The 20,821-nt window shown below is 41.9% G+C and carries 19 protein-coding genes and 1 riboswitch; all 19 genes read right to left on the bottom strand.

Features of this window, described 5'->3' with window-relative positions:
* Positions 1 to 11 precede the first annotated feature (11 nt).
* The 19 genes from H9631_RS03160 to rimP all read right to left on the bottom strand — a co-directional run bounded on the left by H9631_RS03160 (position 12) and on the right by rimP (position 20,728).
* On the bottom strand, positions 12 to 797 hold the full coding sequence (locus tag H9631_RS03160) for an enoyl-CoA hydratase-related protein (RefSeq protein ID WP_191809850.1): 786 nt from the start codon (positions 795 to 797) through the stop codon (positions 12 to 14).
* A 139-nt stretch (positions 798 to 936) separates the two neighbouring features.
* Entirely contained in the window at positions 937 to 2,397 is a 1,461-nt protein-coding gene (locus tag H9631_RS03155) for a CoA-acylating methylmalonate-semialdehyde dehydrogenase (RefSeq protein ID WP_191809848.1), read from the bottom strand.
* 295 nt (positions 2,398 to 2,692) lie between these two features.
* Complete coding sequence (locus H9631_RS03150) at positions 2,693 to 3,583, bottom strand: NAD(P)-dependent oxidoreductase (RefSeq protein WP_191809846.1); 891 nt, start codon at positions 3,581 to 3,583, stop codon at positions 2,693 to 2,695.
* 15 nt (positions 3,584 to 3,598) lie between these two features.
* Positions 3,599 to 5,314, bottom strand: a complete 1,716-nt coding sequence (locus H9631_RS03145) for an acyl-CoA dehydrogenase family protein (RefSeq protein WP_191809845.1) — start codon at positions 5,312 to 5,314, stop codon at positions 3,599 to 3,601.
* An 815-nt stretch (positions 5,315 to 6,129) separates the two neighbouring features.
* Entirely contained in the window at positions 6,130 to 7,248 is a 1,119-nt protein-coding gene (gene mmgD, locus H9631_RS03140) for a citrate synthase (RefSeq protein ID WP_191809843.1), read from the bottom strand.
* Complete coding sequence (locus H9631_RS03135) at positions 7,233 to 7,469, bottom strand: hypothetical protein (protein ID WP_191809841.1); 237 nt, start codon at positions 7,467 to 7,469, stop codon at positions 7,233 to 7,235. The genes mmgD and H9631_RS03135 overlap by 16 nt, the downstream gene beginning before the upstream one ends.
* Before the next feature lie 166 nt (positions 7,470 to 7,635).
* Positions 7,636 to 7,833, bottom strand: a riboswitch (cobalamin riboswitch).
* Positions 7,834 to 8,074: 241 nt separating this feature from the next.
* Entirely contained in the window at positions 8,075 to 9,313 is a 1,239-nt protein-coding gene (locus H9631_RS03130; protein WP_191809839.1) for a M16 family metallopeptidase, read from the bottom strand.
* Positions 9,314 to 9,674: 361 nt separating this feature from the next.
* On the bottom strand, positions 9,675 to 10,646 hold the full coding sequence (locus tag H9631_RS03125; protein ID WP_404801707.1) for a polysaccharide deacetylase family protein: 972 nt from the start codon (positions 10,644 to 10,646) through the stop codon (positions 9,675 to 9,677).
* A 135-nt stretch (positions 10,647 to 10,781) separates the two neighbouring features.
* A complete protein-coding gene (gene pnp / locus H9631_RS03120) occupies positions 10,782 to 12,905 on the bottom strand; it encodes a polyribonucleotide nucleotidyltransferase (protein WP_191809836.1) in 2,124 nt (707 codons plus the stop codon).
* Between the two features lie 245 nt (positions 12,906 to 13,150).
* Entirely contained in the window at positions 13,151 to 13,420 is a 270-nt protein-coding gene (gene rpsO / locus H9631_RS03115) for a 30S ribosomal protein S15 (RefSeq protein ID WP_191809835.1), read from the bottom strand.
* Positions 13,421 to 13,538: 118 nt separating this feature from the next.
* A complete protein-coding gene (ribF, locus tag H9631_RS03110) occupies positions 13,539 to 14,489 on the bottom strand; it encodes a bifunctional riboflavin kinase/FAD synthetase (protein WP_191809833.1) in 951 nt (316 codons plus the stop codon).
* Positions 14,490 to 14,504: 15 nt separating this feature from the next.
* The gene (gene truB, locus H9631_RS03105; protein WP_191809831.1) at positions 14,505 to 15,410 is read right to left on the bottom strand and encodes a tRNA pseudouridine(55) synthase TruB; all 906 of its coding nucleotides are present in this window, start codon (positions 15,408 to 15,410) and stop codon (positions 14,505 to 14,507) included.
* A gap of 173 nt (positions 15,411 to 15,583) precedes the next feature.
* Complete coding sequence (rbfA, locus tag H9631_RS03100) at positions 15,584 to 15,925, bottom strand: 30S ribosome-binding factor RbfA (RefSeq protein ID WP_191809829.1); 342 nt, start codon at positions 15,923 to 15,925, stop codon at positions 15,584 to 15,586.
* Between the two features lie 15 nt (positions 15,926 to 15,940).
* Positions 15,941 to 16,222, bottom strand: a complete 282-nt coding sequence (locus tag H9631_RS03095) for a DUF503 domain-containing protein (protein WP_191809827.1) — start codon at positions 16,220 to 16,222, stop codon at positions 15,941 to 15,943.
* A complete protein-coding gene (infB, locus tag H9631_RS03090) occupies positions 16,219 to 18,495 on the bottom strand; it encodes a translation initiation factor IF-2 (protein WP_191809825.1) in 2,277 nt (758 codons plus the stop codon). The genes H9631_RS03095 and infB overlap by 4 nt, the downstream gene beginning before the upstream one ends.
* A gap of 16 nt (positions 18,496 to 18,511) precedes the next feature.
* Complete coding sequence (locus H9631_RS03085; protein WP_191809823.1) at positions 18,512 to 18,817, bottom strand: YlxQ family RNA-binding protein; 306 nt, start codon at positions 18,815 to 18,817, stop codon at positions 18,512 to 18,514.
* Positions 18,814 to 19,089 (bottom strand): RNase P modulator RnpM, encoded by a 276-nt coding sequence (rnpM, locus tag H9631_RS03080; RefSeq protein WP_191809821.1) that lies wholly within the window; start codon positions 19,087 to 19,089, stop codon positions 18,814 to 18,816. The genes H9631_RS03085 and rnpM overlap by 4 nt, the downstream gene beginning before the upstream one ends.
* 11 nt (positions 19,090 to 19,100) lie before the next feature.
* Positions 19,101 to 20,225, bottom strand: coding sequence for a transcription termination factor NusA (gene nusA / locus H9631_RS03075; RefSeq protein WP_191809820.1), 1,125 nt, complete (start codon positions 20,223 to 20,225; stop codon positions 19,101 to 19,103).
* Positions 20,226 to 20,260: 35 nt separating this feature from the next.
* Positions 20,261 to 20,728 carry a ribosome maturation factor RimP gene (gene rimP, locus H9631_RS03070; protein WP_191809818.1) on the bottom strand — a complete coding sequence of 156 codons (468 nt, stop codon included), beginning with the start codon at positions 20,726 to 20,728 and terminating at the stop codon, positions 20,261 to 20,263.
* Positions 20,729 to 20,821: the final 93 nt, after the last annotated feature.

Genomic DNA, 20,821 nt, shown 5'->3' with positions numbered 1-20,821 from the left:
TCCCCTCCCTCTTAAGAGTGTTTAAATTGCGGCTTTCTTTTTTCAATAAATGCTTGAACTCCTTCCTTGGCATCTTCCGTTAAAAATAGTTCAGCAAATCGCTTTCGCTCCCTTTCAAGCCCTGATTGAATTTCTTCTTTCATTCCCTGAACCACACACTCAATCGTACGTGATACACTTGTCATACTTTTTCCATCAATGAAGGAACGAGCAATAGTCTTTGCCACCGGCAGAAGCTCTTCCGGCTCCGTTACCATTTGAATAATGCCCAGCTCCAGTGCCTCATCAGGGCTCAATTGCTTGCTTGTTAAAATTAAGTTTAATGCCGTCGCTGTATTTGTGATTCTGCTCAGCCGTTGTGTGCCGCCGAATGTTGGGAGGAGTCCAAGCTTTAATTCCGGCAAACCAAGAATTGCTTGATTAGAAGCAATCCGATAGTGGCAGCTTAATGCGAGCTCCAACCCTCCGCCAAGGGCAGGACCGTTAATGGCCGCAATAACCGGCTTTTTCATGGCCTCGATCTCATCACAAATGGCTTGCCCCGCTTCAGCCATTTTCAGTGCTCTCTCCTGATGTCCAAAGGCAGAAACGAATTCCTTAATATCAGCTCCAGCTACGAAAAATCGACCGGAACCGGTAAGGATGATAGCACTTGTTTCCTCATCTTCCGCCAGCTCCTGAAAAATATAACGCAGATGATCAATACATGCTGATGATAACGTATTTGCCGGGGGATGATCCACTTTAACGATCTTAATCGTACCTTCCTTGTTTACATTCGCAAATGTATCTATCAATTGCTTGTTCCTCCTTTGAAAGATCGATCATTGCCGCAAAGACCACAGCACTTGCTTTCTGGTACAGAGAGGCTTTTGTATATCCGCAAACTTCACTAGCAAGCCTCCCTGTACCAAAAATTTTATAAAAATTAGCCAATCATTGAAACCAGCGTTCCGTCACAACTTTTTTACGTGTATAAAACTGCACGCCATCCTTTCCATTTGTTCCAAGGTCACCGAAGAACGAGGCTTTATTTCCTGCAAAGGAGAAAAAGGCCATAGGGGCCGGGACATTTACATTCACACCAATCATACCGGCATCAATTTTCTCCCGAAAAATCTGTGCACTTTTACCGCTCTCCGTATAGATTACAGCTCCATTTGCGAATCTGGATTGATTCGTGAGGCTGATACCTTCCTCTAGATTTTTGACTCTTACTACGCTTAGTACAGGTGCAAATATTTCATCTTGCCAGATTTTCATATCCGGTTTTACATGGTCAAAGATGGTTGCGCCCACATAGTATCCTTCTTCATCCGTTTCTGTATCTCTTCCATCAACCAACAAGGAAGCTCCTTCTGCAACGCCTGTAGCAATGTACTGCAAAACCCGACTCTTATGGACATCACGGATTAAGGGTCCGACAAAGTTTTCTTCAGAATGCCCATCTCCCACCTTTAATTTTCGCGTTTCTGTAACAAGAGCTTCCAGGAATTCATCCGCAATTTCTTCCACTACTGCCACAACTGAACAAGCCATACAACGTTCACCGCTGCTTCCAAATGCTGCTCCGATGACACCTTGCACTGTCTTTTCCAAATTACAATCTGGCATCACAATGGCATGGTTCTTTGCTCCTGCAAGTGCCTGAACCCTTTTTCCATGGGCAGTGCCTGTTTGGTAGATATGCTTCGCAACGGGTTCGGAGCCTACAAAGGAGATAGCTTTAATGTCGGGATGCTCTAGCAAACTATTGACAGCTTCTTTTCCGCCATGCACTAAATTTAAGACACCTTTTGGAAAACCAGACTCATAGAAAAGCTCCACTAGCTTTCCTGCTAAAATGGGAGTTCTCTCTGATGCTTTCAGGACAAATGTGTTTCCGCATGCAATTGCAAGAGGGAACATCCAAAGTGGCACCATCATCGGGAAATTGAAAGGTGTAATCCCTGCAACAACTCCAAGAGGATAACGCCAAATTGACCCATCAATACCTTCTGCAATATTCGGCAGTGCTTCGCCCATCATTAAATTTGGCGTTGAGGTAGCAAGCTCCACTACTTCAATGCCGCGCTGCACTTCTCCGCGAGCATCCTTTAATGTTTTACCGTTTTCCATTGTAATGACTTGAGCTAGATTTTCTTTTTCTTCCTGTAAGAGTTGCAGGTATTTATATAAATGGCGTGAACGGTTTGGAACAGGCGTTTCAGCCCACTGTGGGTAGGCACGTGCAGCTGCCTTTACAGCGAGGTCGATGTCTTCTTTTCTGGATAAAGGAACGTGTGCCAACAGCTTCCCGTTTGCCGGATTCGGCACAGATGCTGTCTCTGTACTAGACGAATTGACCCACTCTCCATTAATATGGTTCTGTAAAATTTGAACATAAGTTGTAATCATATTCTCAATCTCCTTTTCTAATAGGTTAAAAAAGCAGAAGCAAAAAGGAATATATTCTTATCAAATGCGCTTAGCGTATTTACGCCCAGATTTTATCGAGCTTGGCTCGATAAATTTCCTCTGAAAATCTGTGGCATTCGCGGAGGCTTTAACTTCATTCAGTCGGAGTTTTAACCCCACTGAATGGAACAAAATACGCACTCACCTTACCGTGGGAGACTTCTGCTGAACGAAGTTAAATTTATAAGCGGTACTGGAACAAGCTAACGAAGAAGTTTTCCGTTAATTCTCTCTCTTATAGAATAGAAGTCTTCTGTTCACTGATTTTTTTAAAAACGACCGCCATATCTTTTTCTCCAAAACCACTCTTCTCTGCCTCTTCATACATTTGAAACAGTACCTTACTGATTGGTAAGTCCAACTGATTTTGTTCAGCCAGATCTAACGCAAATCCAAGATCTTTCCTTAATAGTTTTAAGGCAAAACCCGGCTCATAATTATCATTTGCTATAAAGCTTTTATAATTCCGTTCATAGATTCGGCTTTGCCCATAGCTGACATTTAACATATCGAATAATTTCTCCAAATCTAGATTGCTTTTTTTAGCTAAATTCAGTGCTTCACCGACCCCGGCTGTATAAAATCCGATCAACAGATTATTTATTAGTTTCACAGCCGTTCCACTGTCTACGCTTTCACTGACATGAAAGATATTTTCTCCGAGAGCATTAAACAGAGGCAACGAACCTTCGAATGCTTGTTTTGATCCGCCTACCATAAAAGTTAAAGTTTTATTGACTGCCCCAATGACCCCTCCGCTGACAGGAGCCGCTAAAAAGTACATCCCTTTATTAATTACAGCTTTTTCAATTTTTTTATTTAGGTCAGGAGCGACAGTACTTGTGTCAATCAGCACAGTACCGGGTTGACTGTTTTCAACAATACCCTCTTCACCTAAATAAATTGCTTCAACTGCATTTGTTGATGGCAGGCTAGTAAAAATGGTGTCACAAAGTCTAACAAGATTTGAAATGGAAACGCCAATGATGCCTCCCAACTGTTCAAATTTTACTTCTGCTTCTTTATTTAAATCTATACCGTAAACGGTGAAGCCAGACTCCAGTAAATTTTTGGACATGGGAAACCCCATATTCCCGAGACCAATAAATCCGATATTTTTTTTCATCTTGTTTCACATCCTTCATTTAATAGTTCTCGGATTATTTACCATATGTTTCGTAATTTCTCTCTTTATCATAAAGAGATTTCGATAAAGTGGAATGGAGAAGTGCCGAATTTCATCCAATTGTATTTTTCGCTTTTGTTCGTCTGGTTCAGCCGCCGAAATAATTTCGATTGCATACTCTTCCACTCTCCGGTAGCCTTCTTCGCACAAGACTTCTGTTATCCAAAGCTTCTTTTCTTCCTTTGCTGCACCATTTTTCCTACGAGCCTTTTCTGTTCTCAACAAAGCGGACTCCATCACGTAGACTTCCTTAGCCATGTCAGCCAATAAACGCATATATTCCTGTTCATGTTCCAAATCAATCTGCAAATTTGAAATCGTTTGTAAAGTTATGTTCAATAAATGCTTGGATATCTGCATATATTGATGATTTCTTTCCAATTGCTGATAAGAAGAAGAGAAACCCTCAACAGACTTATTCTGGGAATATCTTTTTAATAAGATTTTCGAAATAGTTAATCTGTTAATTTCATTTGTTCCCTCAAATATGCGGCTAATCCTTGCATCACGGTATAATCGTTCTACTTCATAATCCTGCATGTACCCGTATCCACCATGGATTTGTACCGCTTCATCCACAATACTCCCTAATATTTCTGAACAATGGACTTTATTGAGTGCGCATTCCAAAGCAAAATCCGAGATTTTACCTGTTATATCATGCGTTTCGTTTGCATCGATGACATCATCCAATTCGCCTGCAGTACGGTAAGCAGCACTTTCTGCACCATAAATTGCAATCGACATATTCGCGAGTTTTTCTTGAATCATTGTGAAATCGACCAAAAAGGTATTGAATTGTCTACGTTCTTTCCCATAATTTACAGCGAGTTGAAGTGCTTGCTTGGAGGTCCCGATATTTGAAAAAGCCAGTTTAAGGCGAGCCATATTTAGAATATTCATCGCAACTTTATGACCCTTCCCTACTTCTCCAAGAACATTTTTCTTTGGGACTTCTACGTCTTCTAAAATTAACGTAGCAGTGGAAGAACCTTTAATGCCCATTTTCTCCTCTTCCGGTCCTACAGATACACCTCCAAAAGAACGCTCCACAATGAATGCGGTTATACCCTCGCCCGTTTTGGCAAAGACGACAAAAACATCAGCCAGCTGAGCATTTGTAATCCATTGCTTTTCCCCATTTAACACCCACGTTGTTCCATCCTCACTTAAAACAGCATTCGTTTTTGGTCGAAGGGCATCTGAACCTGCATCTGGCTCTGTCAGGGCATAGGCTCCAATCCACTCCCCTGAGACTAGCTTTGACAGGTACTTCTGCTTTTGCTCCTCATTTCCAAAATACACATAAGGCAATGTGCCGACTCCAGCATGAATATTATAGGAGACGCTGAATGAACCGCCAAAGCCCAAGCCTTCCGCAACAATTCCTGAAATTTTTTTATTGAGTCCAAGACCGCCATAAGCTTCCGGAACTTCAATGGCGAGCAGCCCAAGTTCCCCTGCTTTTTGAAATAATTTTCGAGTTACCTCATGCTGTTGCCCTTCAATCGCTGGGACACTGGGCGTAACATCCTGTTTTATGAATAGCTCTGCCGTCTTCGCGATAAGCGCTTCTTCTGCTTGAAAATCTTCCGGTGTAAAAAGACGAGCGATTCTATCATCATTTAGTAAAAATGCATCATGCGTAAACCCGTACTTTATTTTTTCCATACCGGTCCCTCCCTGTATGGTCTGTTAGTTGCATTCTTTCTATCTTCTAAGAAAAGCGCAAGCGCTTCGTCATTCCCGATGGACATTCTTCAGCCATCACAAGAAAGCCGCTTAGTCCTTTCAGGCTAGGCTGAGTTGCATAACAATACACTTTGTTCAAATAGTTAAATCTGAAAAAATTATGCTTCTTACTCATTGAATATATAAAGACGGTCCCCCATTCCGTATCAGATCTGTTTGCCAATGATACACGTGACCGCCTTCTGCTTATTACAATTCATGCTGTGTTTGGCATTGGAGTAAGAAAATTATAAGGTTCGGAAAGCATATTAATGAGCCAGTTCCCCAGCCATCACAGCAAAGATGCTCATTTCAATTACATCGTGAAAAGCTTCTTTGATTATGCTTCATGCAGCTTGGCAACGAGGGAAACATACCTGCCGCAGGAGGACATTCTCCCTGAATAAATTTCAGCCGATTTTATGCTTTCTCGCTCTACTGAAAAGGTTTACTTTTTCACTTATAGAAATTATTTCTTCTGGTAAGAATGTTTAGCTAAATTTTCATGGCAGTGCACCGATGACTGAAGGATCTATTTTTTCAGTAAACTGCGACCACATTTCCGATTGAGCGCTTGCTCAGGATTAGGCCAACAAAAATGATATTGCCTAGTTTCGACAACTTTCATCTTCTCCATGAATTGTCAATCCTTGGATGGGATTGCTTCTGAGCATTTTCCCCACATTTAAGTACATCAAGCAAAGTATAACGAGCTACTTGTATCTCGTGATTTTTAATTGATATAATCAACCCTTTTAGCTTAAACTTGCGTGACGCCCTCCGGTATAGTTCACGCGCGGTCGGTAAAGGCGATTATTGGCATGCTGCTCTATGACATGGGCACATAGACCAACAGTTCTGGAACTGAAGAAAATTGGCGTATATAGCGGAATGTCAATGCCAAGCATCCAGTAAACAGGTGCCGCATAATAATCCAGATTCGGATAAAGCCCTTTTTCTCTTTCCATCACCTTTTCCCCAGCATCACACATTTGCAACAGCAGGTCGTCCCCTTTCAAGTCTGACAGCTGCTTGAGTGCTTCTTTTAGCATAAGAGCTCTCGGGTCCATCTTTTTCATGTATACTCTATGTCCAAATCCCATAATTTTTTCCTTGTTATAAAGCTTTTTCTGCAGCATTTCCACGAAGCCGGAAACGCTCTTAGCCTCATTCAGCATATGCATGACCGCCTCATTCGCACCGCCATGCAAGTTCCCTTTTAAAGATGCAACTGCACCAGTCAGGGCACCGTATAAATCTGATTGTGTGGAAGCAATGACTCTTGCTGTGAAAGTAGAGTTCGGCATTTCATGCTCACTATATAAAACAAGCGATAGATCAAATATTTTTTCTTCCAGCGGAGAAGGCCTTCTCCCTGTAAGCATGTAAAAAAAGTTGGCACTATAGGATAATTCGTGAAGAGGCTGAATTGGCTCTTGCCCGTTGATGATGCGATAGCTATTGGCTACAATGTTTGGGACCTTCCCCAGCAGTCGATAGGCACGTTTTTTATTGGATGAAATGGAACGGTCGTCGATTTCAGCATCGAAGCCAGCAATCGCCGATATCCCTGTCCTCAATCCGTCCATTGGATGAGTTTCTTTTGGTAGTAATTTAAAAATATCTAAGATTCCTTCAGGAATTTCATATTCACTTTTAAGAATATTTGCTACAACGGCTTTTTCTGAATCCAGCGGCAGTTTGTTCTCAAGCAAAAGATAAACAATGTCTAAATACTCTTTACTCTGGGAGAGTTCAATAAGATCGTATCCTCTTATAATGATTTTACTTTCGTCGGTATCTAAAAAAGATATGTCCGTTTCTGATGCAACAACGCCTTCAAGTCCCGGAAAATAATTTATTTTAGTTTCCATTCTTCTTCCTCCCGTCCAAGTAGATCCTGCTTTATCATCCTGTAAGCCTTTTCTAAATTTTGTAGACAGATTTCTTTTTCCTCCGGTGTCACTTCATTTGCTCTAATCTCAGCTATTAGTTGTTCATGTTTTTCCTGGATGGAACATGATTGCCCCGAAACGAAATTATTCATAAGGCATGTTTTGAAAGTATGAATACAGTCATCAACTGTTTTAAGCAAAAATGCTCTCCTCCAATAATAAGGCTTCAAAAAATTTCCCCAATAAAAAAACAACTTCCAAGGAAGTTGTTAAGTTACGAAGGAATACTGAAACAAACATGTTGATAAAAAATTTAAAAACATGTACTTTTATTCCGCACTTAACACCCCCTATCCTCGTAGGTACTGATGTTTGCTAAAACAGGCAGGTCTCCTGGCTTATGATCATCGCTTTTCGAACCCTTCCCATTCCCTTTTACAGGAAACAGTGGCCTTTTCGAACCGCTCCCAATTACAGTTGCGGGACAGCGCCGGAATTTCACCGGCTTCCCTTTTAAGCAGGTAAAATATAAAATTTTACCGCACCTGTTTCTACACACATATTTAATTTTACAAATCCAATATATCAATTTTTCTAAAAATTTACAACAGTATTTCATAAAGAACTTATTTTCATGTAGAAATCATGTGAAGATTATGACTGAAGTTAATCCTATATAGAAAGCCACAAACAGTGTTTTATGTTTGGATTTTGGTGCGATTAAAAGGACCTATGAGAAAATTACTTTATAAATAAAAAAAGCTTGTAGAGAAAAACTTCCATTCTCTACAAGCCTATGTTCAGATTAACTTGACTGTAATAATAATTTTTCCTCAGGGCTGATCAAAGCAAGCGTATATTGATCAGTAAAAATTCGATTTGCCAAATCGTTTACGCTTTGAATGCTGACACCATCAATTTCATCTATGATTTCGTCCAAAGTTTTGTGGCGTTTTAGCAATAATTCATTTTTGCCATTTCTGCTCATACGGCTGTTTGTACTTTCAAGACCCAGCATTAAGTTTCCTTTTAACTGCTCTTTGCTGTTCCTTAACTCTTTTTCTGTGATACCATCCCTTTTTAACTCACCAAGTGTACTATTGATTGTCTCAAAAAGGGCATCAATCTGATTGGCGCCTGTTCCTCCGTAAATCGTAACGATTCCGCTATCCTTATAAGAGGAATGATAGGAAAATACGGAATAAGCGAGTCCTCTTTCTTCACGCACTTCTTGAAAAAGGCGGGATGACATGCTGCCGCCAAAAATATTGTTCATAACAATTAAACTATATATATCAGGATCACCAATTGATAAGCCCTCAAACCCAATGCATAAATGAGCCTGTTCTGTATCTTTTTGCCTTGTGACATGATTTGACTTGAAAACAGGCTTTGCTTCATCCTGACGACGACCTTCCCTGTTAAAAGAGCCAAACAAACGCTCAACTTCTTTTATGAAAGACTCGTCAATATTTCCTGCAATGGATATGACTATCTTTTCCGGGGTATACATTTCTTCTACGTACGATCTCAATAAATCGCCTGTAAATGTGGACAACGTTTGCTCAGTCCCCAAAATAGGATAGCCAAGAGGATGATTATCAAATGCTGCTTTGCTGAGCAGATCATGGACGATGTCATCCGGAGCATCTTCATACATCTTGATTTCTTCTCCGACTACGTTCTTCTCTTTGTTCAACTCATCCTCAGCAAAAGTTGAGTTAAAGAACATATCAGCCAATATTTCAAGCGCATACTGAGAATGGTTGTCCAACACTTTTGCATAATAGCAAGTATATTCTTTTGAAGTAAAAGCATTAACCTGGCCGCCGATCGAGTCGAATGCTTCAGCCAGTTCTTTAGCGTTCCTAGTCGTTGTTCCTTTAAAAAACATATGTTCAAGAAAATGGGATATACCATTATTACCTGGTAATTCATCCCTTGATCCAGTCCCAACCCATATCCCAATGGCAACAGAGCGGACAGAAGGTATATTCTCTAAAACGACTCTGACTCCGTTTTGACATGTATATTTTGTAATCACTGAAGTTCCTCCTGTTCATGGTGTAAAAAGAAAAGCGGAAGACGGCTGATCAGGGGCGACCAGCGCTGGCCGCCTTAGACCGCAACGTCCTGTCGCATCGGTGGCACTAGCACATCCTGTGCGTCGAAGGCACTCTAGTGAAGTCATCTTTTGACTTCATGGTTTGATCGAAAGCGACCTCGAGCCCCTGCCATCTGAAGCTAGACAAAAAGAAAAGCGGATGCGACTGTTCAGCCCCGACAAGCATAAGGCGCTTCCCGAGGAGGCAGTCTTTCAGCCACCACAGGGAAGCGACTTATGACCTCGAGGGGCTAGGCTCTGAAGCTAGACAATAAAGAAAAGCGGATGCGACTGTCCAGCCTTATTTATCTTCTTGATCTATCTTAATGATATGTTCTTCATCCATCAATTTTGTGACTGTACCAATCCTTAAGTTCTTGTTCCTGATCTGCTTAATCAGCTGATCAAAAGCTTTTGCTGTAGAATCGGTAGGATGCATCAAAATCATCGCCCCTGGATGAACCTTTGTCATTACTCGATCTATAATTGTTTCGGGCGAAGGCTTCTGCCAATCAATTGTATCTACTGTCCACATGACCGTCTTCATGTTCAATTTATCAGCAATGAGAATTGTGTGATCACTGAAGCCCCCACTTGGCGGTCCGAACCATACAGGTTTCTCCCCTGTAGTAGCCTCTATGATTTCATTAGTCTTCAATAATTCTTCACGGGTTTTAGCCTCTCCCAGCGTCTCCATTTTGGGATGACTGTATGAGTGATTTCCGATTTCATGCCCATCGGCAGAAATCATTTTGGCTAGGTCTGGGTTCTCCTTCACCCACCGGCCTTCCAAAAAGAATGTTGCCTGGATGTTATTTTTCTTTAGGGTTGTCAGCATTTTAGGCAAGTATTCATTCCCCCAGGCCACATTAATCAAGAAGCTGACCATCGGCTTATCCGGATGTGCCCTGTAGATAGGGGCCGGGGACAAATCCTTTAAATGGGTTTTTGGAGGAATTTGTTTAAAAACAAGCTTACGGGCATCAAAGTCTCCGCCTTTCATCTTTTTATAGGAAGCTTTGATATCCACTTTCACGCCATTATATCCTGGCATTGCTTTCCAAACCCTGTCTATTTTCGCATCCTGAGGCGCTGCATCATATTTCTCCGCAGCACGGGTAATCTGTTCATACAATGCATCCTGGCTAGAACTAACCGGATGTGAACCATTTACTAACTCATCTAAATAGACCGTTGTATAGGGATTATTGACAATCAATATTGCTAGGATAGCAATAAGACCCAATCCTGGCAAGTGTTTTGTATTTTTCACGCCCATTTCCTCCTTCAACCAATTTTATGAGGATTATGGACAAGGTAGAACAGAGAACCTGCCGGTTTGTGCCAGTTTGCTGATCGTATGCAATTTATTGAAAAAAGCCAGGAATCACCTGGCTTTTTTTCAGTGCTATTCTTTCGCTTGATTTTGTTTTTCCTTCTGCTCTTTAAGAACGACTTTGCGGGAAAGATTAACTCTTCCCTGATTGTCGATTTCCACTACTTTCACAAGGACTTCGTCTCCGATGGACACGACATCCTCAACTTTATTGACTCTTTCCTCCGCCAATTGTGAAATATGGACAAGACCATCTTTGCCAGGGAAAATCTCCACGAAAGCACCAAATTTCTCGATTCGCTTCACTTTTCCAAGATATATTTGTCCAACCTCTACTTCACGGACGAGGTCTTCTATGATCTTCTTGGCCTTTTCATTCATTTCTTCATCAGCGGAAGCGATGAAGACCGTTCCGTCCTGTTCAATGTCAATCTTGACATTAGTCTCTTCAATGATTTTATTGATTTGCTTACCGCTCGGTCCAATAACATCCCGGATTTTATCAGGATTGATATGGAGTGTAAGAATCTTCGGCGCATACGGAGAAAGACGTTTCTTAGGCTCAGAAATAGCGGAATTCATTTTCTCTAAAATAAACATCCGTCCTTCTTTTGCCTGGTGGAGCGCTTCTTCTAAAATTTCACGTGACAAACCTTCGATTTTAATATCCATTTGCAAGGCAGTGATTCCGTCCGCCGTACCGGCAACCTTGAAGTCCATATCTCCCAAATGGTCTTCCATTCCCTGGATATCAGTTAAAATCGTGTAATGTTCTTCGGATTTCACTAACCCCATCGCAATACCAGCAACCGGCGCCTTAATAGGAACACCTGCATCCATCATAGCCAGTGAGCTTGCACATATGCTCGCTTGGGATGATGAACCATTTGATTCCAACACTTCAGAAACGAGGCGAATCGTATATGGAAAATCTGATTCACTTGGAATAACAGGTTCTAATGCCCGTTCCCCAAGCGCACCATGGCCGATCTCCCTGCGGCCAGGAGCTCTAATTGGTCCTGTTTCGCCTACGCTGAAATGTGGGAAATTATAATGGTGCATGAATCTTTTGGATTCCTCAATCCCAAGGCCGTCCAAAATTTGAACATCACCAAGGGCCCCAAGTGTACAAATACTAAATGCCTGAGTTTGCCCTCTTGTAAACAAACCGGAACCATGTGTTCTTGCCAACAACTGTATTTCTGTTTGGATAGGTCTAATTTCATTGGGCTTCCGGCCATCCGGACGGATTTTTTCAACAGTAATCAAGCGGCGAACTTCTGCTTTCACAAGATTATCTAAAACTTGCTTCACTTGTTTGATTAAGTCTTCATTATCCTCTTCGCGCTCTGAAAAGCTTTCGATTACGTTATCCTTTACTTCTTGGATAGCTTCTTCACGCGCATGCTTTTCCTCTACCTGAATTGCAGCGACAAGTTGTTCCTCGCACATTGAACGAACTTCCTGCTCCAGTACAGTATCAATTTCATATAATTCGATTTCCCTGTTTTCTTTCCCTATTTCTTCAGCAATCTGTTCTTGGAATGCGATCAAGCGTTTTATTTCATCATGCCCGAACATGATTGCTTCCAGCATCGTTTCCTCAGAAACTTCATTTGCTCCAGCCTCGACCATGTTAATGGCATCCTTTGTTCCAGCTACAGTCAGATCAATATCGCTCTGCTCCATTTGTTCTACCGTCGGATTAATAATGAATTTTCCATCCACACGTCCGACAACAACTCCAGCGATAGGTCCCATAAATGGTATATCAGAAATTGACAATGCCAATGAAGAACCGAACATCGCTGCCATTTCTGAAGAGCAATCTTGGTCAACGCTCATTACAATGCTTACAACCTGTACTTCATTTCTGAATCCATCAGGAAACAGCGGGCGGATCGGGCGGTCAATCAGACGGCTAGCTAATATCGCCTTTTCGCTTGGACGTCCTTCCCTTTTAATGAAGCCGCCTGGGATTTTCCCCACTGCGTACAACCTTTCTTCATAGTTAACTGTCAATGGAAAAAAATCAACAGATTTTGCTGCTTTTGAAGCAGTAGCTGTCGATAAAACAGCTGTATCGCCATAGCGGATAAGAGCCGCTCCATTGGCCTGTTTTGCAAGCTGGCCTATTTCAACGGTCAAATTCCGTCCGGCCCATTCCATAGAAAACACTTTTTTCTCGTGGTCCATTTTACAACGCCTCTCTTTCATAACCTAATTGTAAATAATTGGCAGAAACATAAAGTAAAAAACTCTCGCCTGATACGCAACTGAACATTAGACATAGATATGAGCATCTCCTACCCATGTCCAATGTTCAGTTCGAATATGCGCCTTTTGGCGCATTTTCATTTGAACTTACGTACAGGCGTCTGCCTTTTCATCCTAACAAAAAAGCGGGAATTTATCCCGCTTTCAGTTACATCTTTATCATCTTAACGACGCAGGCCAAGTTTATCGATCAATACACGATAACGTTGAACATCCTTTTCGCGCAGATAAGTCAATAAGTTTCTGCGGCGTCCAACCATTTTCATTAATCCACGTCTTGAATGATGATCTTTTTTATGGACGCGAAGATGGCCGTTCAAGTTGTTGATTTCTTCAGTTAAAACCGCAATTTGAACTTCCGGAGATCCCGTATCGCTTTCATGAACTCTGTACTGGTTGATGATTTCGTTTTTACGTTCTTGCGTAATGGACATCTGTCCAACACCTCCTGTTTTTCATCCCCAATTACCGAGCAGACGTTGGTGAATCGCACTGCCAAGCAATGGTTCTTGATACTGTTATAGAATACAACTTTACATTGGAAAAATCAAGTTATTTTGCATCCTGCTCAAAAAATATCTGTGCGGTCTGTTTATCCTTTAAGATTTGATCTTTGAGGTGGTCCAAATGATCAAACTTTTGTTCATCTCTTATTCTCAAACGCCACTCTATCGTCACTTCTTCACCATAAATCGAACGATCAAAATCAAGCAAATGGATCTCAACAGACAATTCCATTTGCCCTGGTTCATGAAATGTAGGCTTATACCCGACATTGCAGACTCCTTTTTCCCATTGATCATTCACAAGCATACGTACAGCATAAACGCCTTTTTTCGGAACAAGATAGTCATTCTTCAGACGAATATTGGCGGTAGGAAAACCGAGCTGCCTTCCACGTTTTTCACCATGTATGACAGTTCCTTTTGTTGTATAGAACCTTCCAAGTAGCTCTTGTACTTCTTCAGTTCTGCCTTCTCTTAACAGCTTCCTGATCCAGGTTGAGCTGACTTTTTCCTTGTATCTTTCAAGCTTGGGCACTGTCACAACCTGAAGTTTTCCTTGCCCGTGCTCCGGAAGTGTCTCCATCGTGCCTTTTCCAAATTTTCCATATGTAAAATCAAACCCCGCCGTCACATATTGGACGTTCAAGTCTAACAGATATTGCTGAACAAACTCAGCAGGCTGAAGACTCGCAAAAGCGGATGTGAATCTCACAATCAAAAGATAATCAATCCCTAATCCCGAAATGAATTCTATCTTATCCTCTATTGGTGTAATGTATTCAACGTCTCCTCCTGTTTCCGACAGGGCAACAGAAGGGTGAGGATCAAAGGTCATGACAGCACTATTAGCTCCTTGCTCATCAGCCGTTTTTTTGGCCGTCAGAATTACACTTTTATGCCCTTCATGGACTCCGTCAAAAAAACCTAACGCCATTGAAAGGGGAGCAAAATCATTCTTTTGAAAAGTATGTGGATGCTGAATCATTATTACTTTCACTATACGTCACCTGTTTCATTCATTTCTTAACACTTTTACCGGTTTAATCAGGCCAGGCTTTTGAGCATGAGATTGATAAATAGCTAAAGCCTTCCCTTCATACAATAGCACTGTTTCTACATTTGTCCATTTGTCAGGCATGTCCAAAACAGCGCCATTTCGGACTTTTATTGCTAATTTATCACTAATTTCCATAGAGGGCAAATGTAAAAGACCCCTCTCAAGCGGAAAAATGACCTCCGCCACTTTTCCTTGGTCAATAAGTGAATCCAGCTCATCAAAAGTGACACAATGCTCCTGATTAAATGAAGCAGATGCTGTCCGGATAAGATCTGACATATGGGCCGGATATCCAAGCTTCTCTCCTATCATCACAGCTAGCGTCCGAATATAAGTTCCTTTGCTGCAGTGGACGGAAAAGCGAAAAGAACAAAGCCCATCACGAAAAGTAACAGTGTCCTCCAAAAGCTTCAAATGATATATTTTGACCTTCCGAACCGGCCGCTCAACCGAAATACCTGCCCGAGCATATTCGTACAAGCGTTTTCCATTAACCTTTACAGCAGAAAACATAGGGGGAGTTTGCTGAATTTCTCCCGTTAAAGAATTCAGTACATCCTTCATTGCTTCTATTGTTATTTCCTCTTGAACAGGCTTTTTTTCAACTATTTCTCCAGCAACATCTTCAGTTGTTGTGGAAAAACCGATAGTAATTTCACCTTCGTATTCTTTTCCAGCATCTGTAATATACTCAGCTATTTTTGTTGCTCTGCCGAGACAGATCGGCAACACACCTGTAACGTCGGGATCAAGAGTACCTGTATGCCCGACTTTTTTCATTCCCAATAGTTTTCTGACCTTATAGACGCAGTCATGGGATGTCAGCCCTTTCGGCTTCCACAATGGCAATATTCCCTCCACAGGCTCCTCCTCCTCTTTAGAAATGCGTAAGCGCTTGAATAGCGCAGTTCAACGGCCATCACAGAGAAACTGCTTGCGGCCTCCAAGGGCACTGATACAGCAATAATTTGGCCCTAGTCAATATCCGGCACCGGATTTTCATCTTGAAAAAAGGATAGACAAGTTTGTCTATCCTAATCTTCATTCATATCTTTTAATAGTTTCTCAATCCTGTTTCCATATTCGATTGATTCATCAAATTCAAAACTGATTTCGGGTGTTTTTCGCAGCCTGATTCTATGACCAATTTCCGACCGGATAAATCCAGTGGCTTTAGTCAATCCTTTCAGTGTATCTTCTTTTTCCTGATCACTGCCTAGAACCGAAATATAGATTGTGGCCTGCTGAAGATCTCCTGTCACTTCTACATCGGTAACAGTGACAAACCCGACTCTTGGATCTTTAATCTTCCGGGAGATAATTTCACCCAGCTCTTTCTTCATTTGTTCGCCGACACGATTGGCTCGTAAACTCATGTATAACACCTCACATTACAGCCATTCATAATGGGTTGCCCCGATTCTTTCCCATTCTGGGAAAGAATCCAGGAATTCAATAACCTCTTCCAGTTCACGCTCAGCCCTTTTCCGAGCTGAGGCCACAGTGACAATAGCGATACCAGCTCGCTGCCACACATCCTGATGATTGACCTCAGCAATGGAAACATTATATTTTTGCTTTGTTCTTGTTAGAACTCGCTTTACTACTGAGCGTTTATCTTTCAGGGATTGGGCGTTATAAATTCGAAATTCACACTCAGCGAATCCGATCAAGCACGCTCGACTTCTTCCATTACGAATGCTTCGATCACGTCGCCTTCTTTTACATCATTAAAGTTTTTGATCGTGATACCACATTCATATCCCTGACTCACTTCTTTGACATCGTCCTTGAATCGCTTCAAGTCATCGATTTCACCTTCGTAGATGACGATTCCATCCCTAATCAGACGAACGCCGCTGTCACGAGTGATTTTTCCATCCGTTACGTATGAACCGGCAATTGTTCCGATTCTAGAAACTTTGAATGTTTGTCTCACTTCTGCTTGGCCAATTACTTTTTCCTCATATTCAGGATCCAGCATACCTTTCATCGCGGATTCGATCTCTTCGATCGCCTTGTAAATGATACGATGCAGTCTTATATCTACTCCTTCAGAGTCAGCTGCACGTTTAGCATTTACATCTGGACGAACATTAAAACCAATAACAATGGCATTAGAAGCTGCTGCCAGTGTGATGTCTGATTCATTGATAGCACCCACGCCGCCGTGAATAATCCTGATGTTGACGCCGTCAACATCAATTTTCCTTAACGATGCAGCTAAAGCTTCCGCAGAACCTTGAACATCCGCTTTGATGATTACATTGAGCTCTTTCATTTCACCTTGTTTCATCTGTTCAAAAAGTGTATCAAGACTTACACGTGAGTTTTCGCCTCTTTGAGCTTGCAATGCTTGCTGGGCGCGTGTTTCTCCGACTTGACGGGCAGTCTTTTCATCTTGGAATACGACAAACCGGTCTCCTGCCTGAGGTACATCGCTCAAACCAGTAATTTCGACTGGGGTTGAAGGTGCAGCTTCTTTGACACGCCGTCCGATATCATTCACCATAGCACGGACACGGCCAAAGGCGTTACCGGCAACGATTGGGTCTCCCACTTTCAATGTACCATCCTGTACAAGCAATGTGGCTACCGAACCGCGGCCTTTATCAAGCTGGGCTTCAATAACAGTTCCGAGAGCACCCCTTTTCGGATCAGCTTTCAGCTCTTCCACTTCACTTACAAGAAGTACCATTTCCAGTAAACTGTCTATCCCTTCCCCGTGAAGAGCAGAAATTGGAACAAAAATTGTTTCTCCGCCCCAATCCTCTGGTACAAGGCCGTGTTCAGTCAATTCCTGCATCACTCGATCAGGATTTGCAGTCGGTTTATCAATCTTGTTGACCGCAACAATAATTGGCACTTCTGCAGCCTTTGCATGGTTTATCGCCTCAATTGTTTGTGGCATAACTCCATCGTCAGCAGCTACAACTAAAATTGTAATATCTGTCACTTTGGCTCCCCTGGCACGCATTGTTGTAAACGCGGCGTGACCCGGAGTATCCAAGAATGTAATTTTCTTACCGTTTGTTTCGATCTGATAAGCACCGATATGCTGTGTGATTCCACCGGCTTCACCGGCTGTTACCTTTGTATTTCTTAAGGAATCAAGGAGAGTCGTTTTACCATGGTCAACATGTCCCATGATTGTAACAACAGCTGGTCTTTCCACCAGATCCTCTTCGCTGCTATCCTCTTCAAAATACACTTCAAGATCAGTCTTATCAATTTGAATTTCTTCTTCTACTTCAACGCCATATTCTGCACAGATTAGCTCTATAGCGTCTTTGTCGAGTTCTTGGTTGATTGTTGCAATAACACCGAGCATAAATAACTTTTTAATAATCTCAGAAGGTTCTCTGTGAATCTTCTTTGCAAGCTCAGCTACTGTTAGAGACTCTATAAAAGTGATTTTTTCCGGCAACTCTTTTGGTTTAGGTGGAGCAGGCTGATGCTGATGTTGTTTCTGGCGCTGACGATTTTGGTTTGGTTTGCGGTTGTTTCGGCCCGGTCCTTTATTGCCTCCCCGCTGATTTCCCTTTGCGTTAGATCTAAGATTTCCGCCGTCGTTTTTAGCATGATTTGGCTTATTATTATTATTATTACGGCCGCTTCTTTGTCCTTGATTCCCTTGACTTCCTTGATTTCCCTGTTGTCTATTTTGCTGTTGTTCCGATCCGCCTTTTCGCTGCTCTCCGCTCTGTCCAGCTCTGGCTTGCGGACGTCCCTGCTGTTGACCTTGTCTTTGTTGCACCCTCCTCTGAGAGCCTCCTTTTTCTCCGCTGTTCCTTTTAAAAACGGAATCAAGCTTTCCAATTGCCTGGCCATCAATAGCCGACATATGATTTGTCACTTCTATATTCATGCTTTTAAGCTTTTCTATTACATCTTTACTGGAAGTATTATGTTTTTTTGCATATTCATATACTCGCATTTTACTCATATGTTCACCCCCGGGTTTAATCATAAAACAATGTTACCAACTTTTTCGCAAATCCGGCCTCCGCTATTGCAACCACAACCCTTGCTTCTTTTCCGATTGCCTGGCCGAGCATTTCCCTTGTCTCTGCAAAAACGACAGGAACATCATAATACCGGCATTTATCCTGAACCTTTTTGGAGGTATTATTGGATGCGTCTTTTGCCAATATGACCAGCTCTGCTCTGCCGCTTCTAATTTCTTTGATGACTAGTTCTTCACCTGATATTACTTTGCGCGCACGATTGGCCAAACCGAGCAATGACATCCATTTCTCATTTTTCATTTATTATCTCCATCAATCAGGGAAAGCAACTCATCGTATATCTCATCTTTTACTTCGGCCTGCAGATGGCTGGCAAGCACTTTTTTATTTTTAGCGGCCAAAATAATGTCTTTATCTTTGGAAAGATAAGCACCTCGACCAGATTTCTTTCCGGTCAAATCTACAGAAACTTCTCCTTCCTTGGAGCGGACAATCCGGATCATTTCTTTCTTTGGCCTCATTTCGCCGGTAGCGACACATTTTCTCATAGGTATTTTTCTTTGCTTTGCCATCTTCCTCACCCCTATTCGATTTCTTCGTTCAACAAATCGAATGATTCCAATTCCTCTGCTTCCTCAAAATCAAATACTTCGTCCCTTGGATAAATCCCAGCTTCACGGGCATCCGTTTCACTTTTAATATCTATTTTCCAGCCTGTCAATTTTGCAGCAAGACGAGCATTTTGTCCGCGTTTTCCAATTGCCAGGGAAAGCTGATAATCTGGAACAATCACAGTTGTCGCTTTGTCTTCTTCGCTCACAATAACATCAAGCACCTTAGACGGACTTAATGCATTTGCTACGAATTCAACCGGATCTGAAGACCATTCAACTATATCAATCTTCTCACCTTTCAATTCGTCAACAATGGCTTGGACCCTTGCTCCTTTAGGTCCGACGCAGGCTCCTACAGGATCAATATCATCATACTCTGTTGCAACAGAGATCTTTGAACGATCCCCAGCTTCTCTTGCAACCGACTTTATTTCAACAGTTCCATCGTATATTTCCGGAACTTCGATTTCAAACAGGCGCTTAAGCAAACCAGGATGAGTTCTTGAAACGAAGATTTGCGGACCCTTTGTCGTCTTCTCAACTTTTGTCAAATAGACTTTGATCCGATCATGCGGCTTATATGTTTCATTAGACATTTGCTCACTTTGTGGAAGCAACGCCTCAATTTTCCCAAGGCTAACATAAATGAAACGAGGATCTTGACGTTGGACGATACCTGTCATGATATCATCCTCACGATCCACAAATTCTGAATAGATAATGCCTCTTTCAGCTTCTCTAACGCGCTGTGTAACAACCTGTTTGGCTGTTTGAGCTGCAATCCTGCCAAATTCCTTAGGTGTTACTTCAAGCTCCACCATATCACCCGGCTCATAGGAAGGGTTGATATTTCGCGCTTCATCCATGGAGATTTCAAGCCTGGAATCGAAGACTTCATCAACCACTTCTTTTCTGGCAAAAACCCTCATGGTTCCTGTTTCCAAATTCAAATCAACGCGCACATTCTGCGCCTGGTTAAAGTTTCTTTTATATGCAGACACTAGAGCAGCTTCAATGGCCTCAATAAGGACTTCCCGGGAAATTCCTTTTTCTTTTTCCAAAATAATTAGAGCATCCATTAGTTCTGAGCTCATGAACATGTTCTCCCCTTTTCTCTTTTGTTCGCTATTTAAAAAACGACGGCTAAACGGGCTTTTGCCACTTTTTCATATGGAATTTCAAATGTTTTCGTCCGGGTTTTTATGCTGACGTCGATTTTTAAAGCTTCGCCATTAAATTCAACCAGCTTGCCTTCAAATTCTTTTTCACCATCGATTGGTTCGTAAGTTTTGACATTGACTTGCTTTCCAATGGCTTTTGTAAAATCCTCCGCCTTTTTTAAAGGTCTTTCTGCTCCTGGCGATGAGACTTCTAAAAAATAATTATGTGGTATAGGGTCCAATTCATCCAGCTTCTCTCCAAGCTTTTCACTAACAAGGCCGCACTCCTCAATGTCTACGCCAGTTTCCTTGTCAATGAAAAGACGAAGAAACCAATTTTTTCCTTCTTTGACATATTCGATATCAACCAGTTCAAGCTGGATTTCCTCTAGAATCGGAGCCACAAGTTCTTCAACCATGTCTGTTACTTTACTCATAAAAACCTCCAAAAAATAGAGTCCCTATTTGGTTCCGTATATTTATCTGCAAATAAGAAAAGCGCAAGGCGCCGAAGCTAGACCAAACAGTTA

The organism is Bacillus norwichensis (assembly GCF_014836955.1).
Taxonomy (GTDB): Bacteria; Bacillota; Bacilli; order Bacillales; family Bacillaceae_C; genus Siminovitchia; species Siminovitchia norwichensis.
This window is presented reverse-complemented; position numbering and strand designations above follow the sequence as displayed.

Bases quoted from the DNA above. Each gene is read 5' to 3' on its own strand.
- H9631_RS03155 (WP_191809848.1), bottom strand. From the start codon at position 2,397: ATGATTACAACTTATGTTCAAATTTTACAGAACCATATTAATGGAGAG.
- H9631_RS03150 (WP_191809846.1), bottom strand. From the start codon at position 3,583: ATGAAAAAAAATATCGGATTTATTGGTCTCGGGAATATGGGGTTTCCC.
- H9631_RS03145 (WP_191809845.1), bottom strand. From the start codon at position 5,314: ATGGAAAAAATAAAGTACGGGTTTACGCATGATGCATTTTTACTAAAT.
- mmgD (WP_191809843.1), bottom strand. From the start codon at position 7,248: ATGGAAACTAAAATAAATTATTTTCCGGGACTTGAAGGCGTTGTTGCA.
- pnp (WP_191809836.1), bottom strand. From the start codon at position 12,905: ATGGACCACGAGAAAAAAGTGTTTTCTATGGAATGGGCCGGACGGAAT.
- rpsO (WP_191809835.1), bottom strand. From the start codon at position 13,420: ATGTCCATTACGCAAGAACGTAAAAACGAAATCATCAACCAGTACAGA.
- rbfA (WP_191809829.1), bottom strand. From the start codon at position 15,925: ATGAGTTTACGAGCCAATCGTGTCGGCGAACAAATGAAGAAAGAGCTG.
- infB (WP_191809825.1), bottom strand. From the start codon at position 18,495: ATGAGTAAAATGCGAGTATATGAATATGCAAAAAAACATAATACTTCC.
- H9631_RS03085 (WP_191809823.1), bottom strand. From the start codon at position 18,817: ATGAAAAATGAGAAATGGATGTCATTGCTCGGTTTGGCCAATCGTGCG.
- rnpM (WP_191809821.1), bottom strand. From the start codon at position 19,089: ATGGCAAAGCAAAGAAAAATACCTATGAGAAAATGTGTCGCTACCGGC.
- nusA (WP_191809820.1), bottom strand. From the start codon at position 20,225: ATGAGCTCAGAACTAATGGATGCTCTAATTATTTTGGAAAAAGAAAAA.
- rimP (WP_191809818.1), bottom strand. From the start codon at position 20,728: ATGAGTAAAGTAACAGACATGGTTGAAGAACTTGTGGCTCCGATTCTA.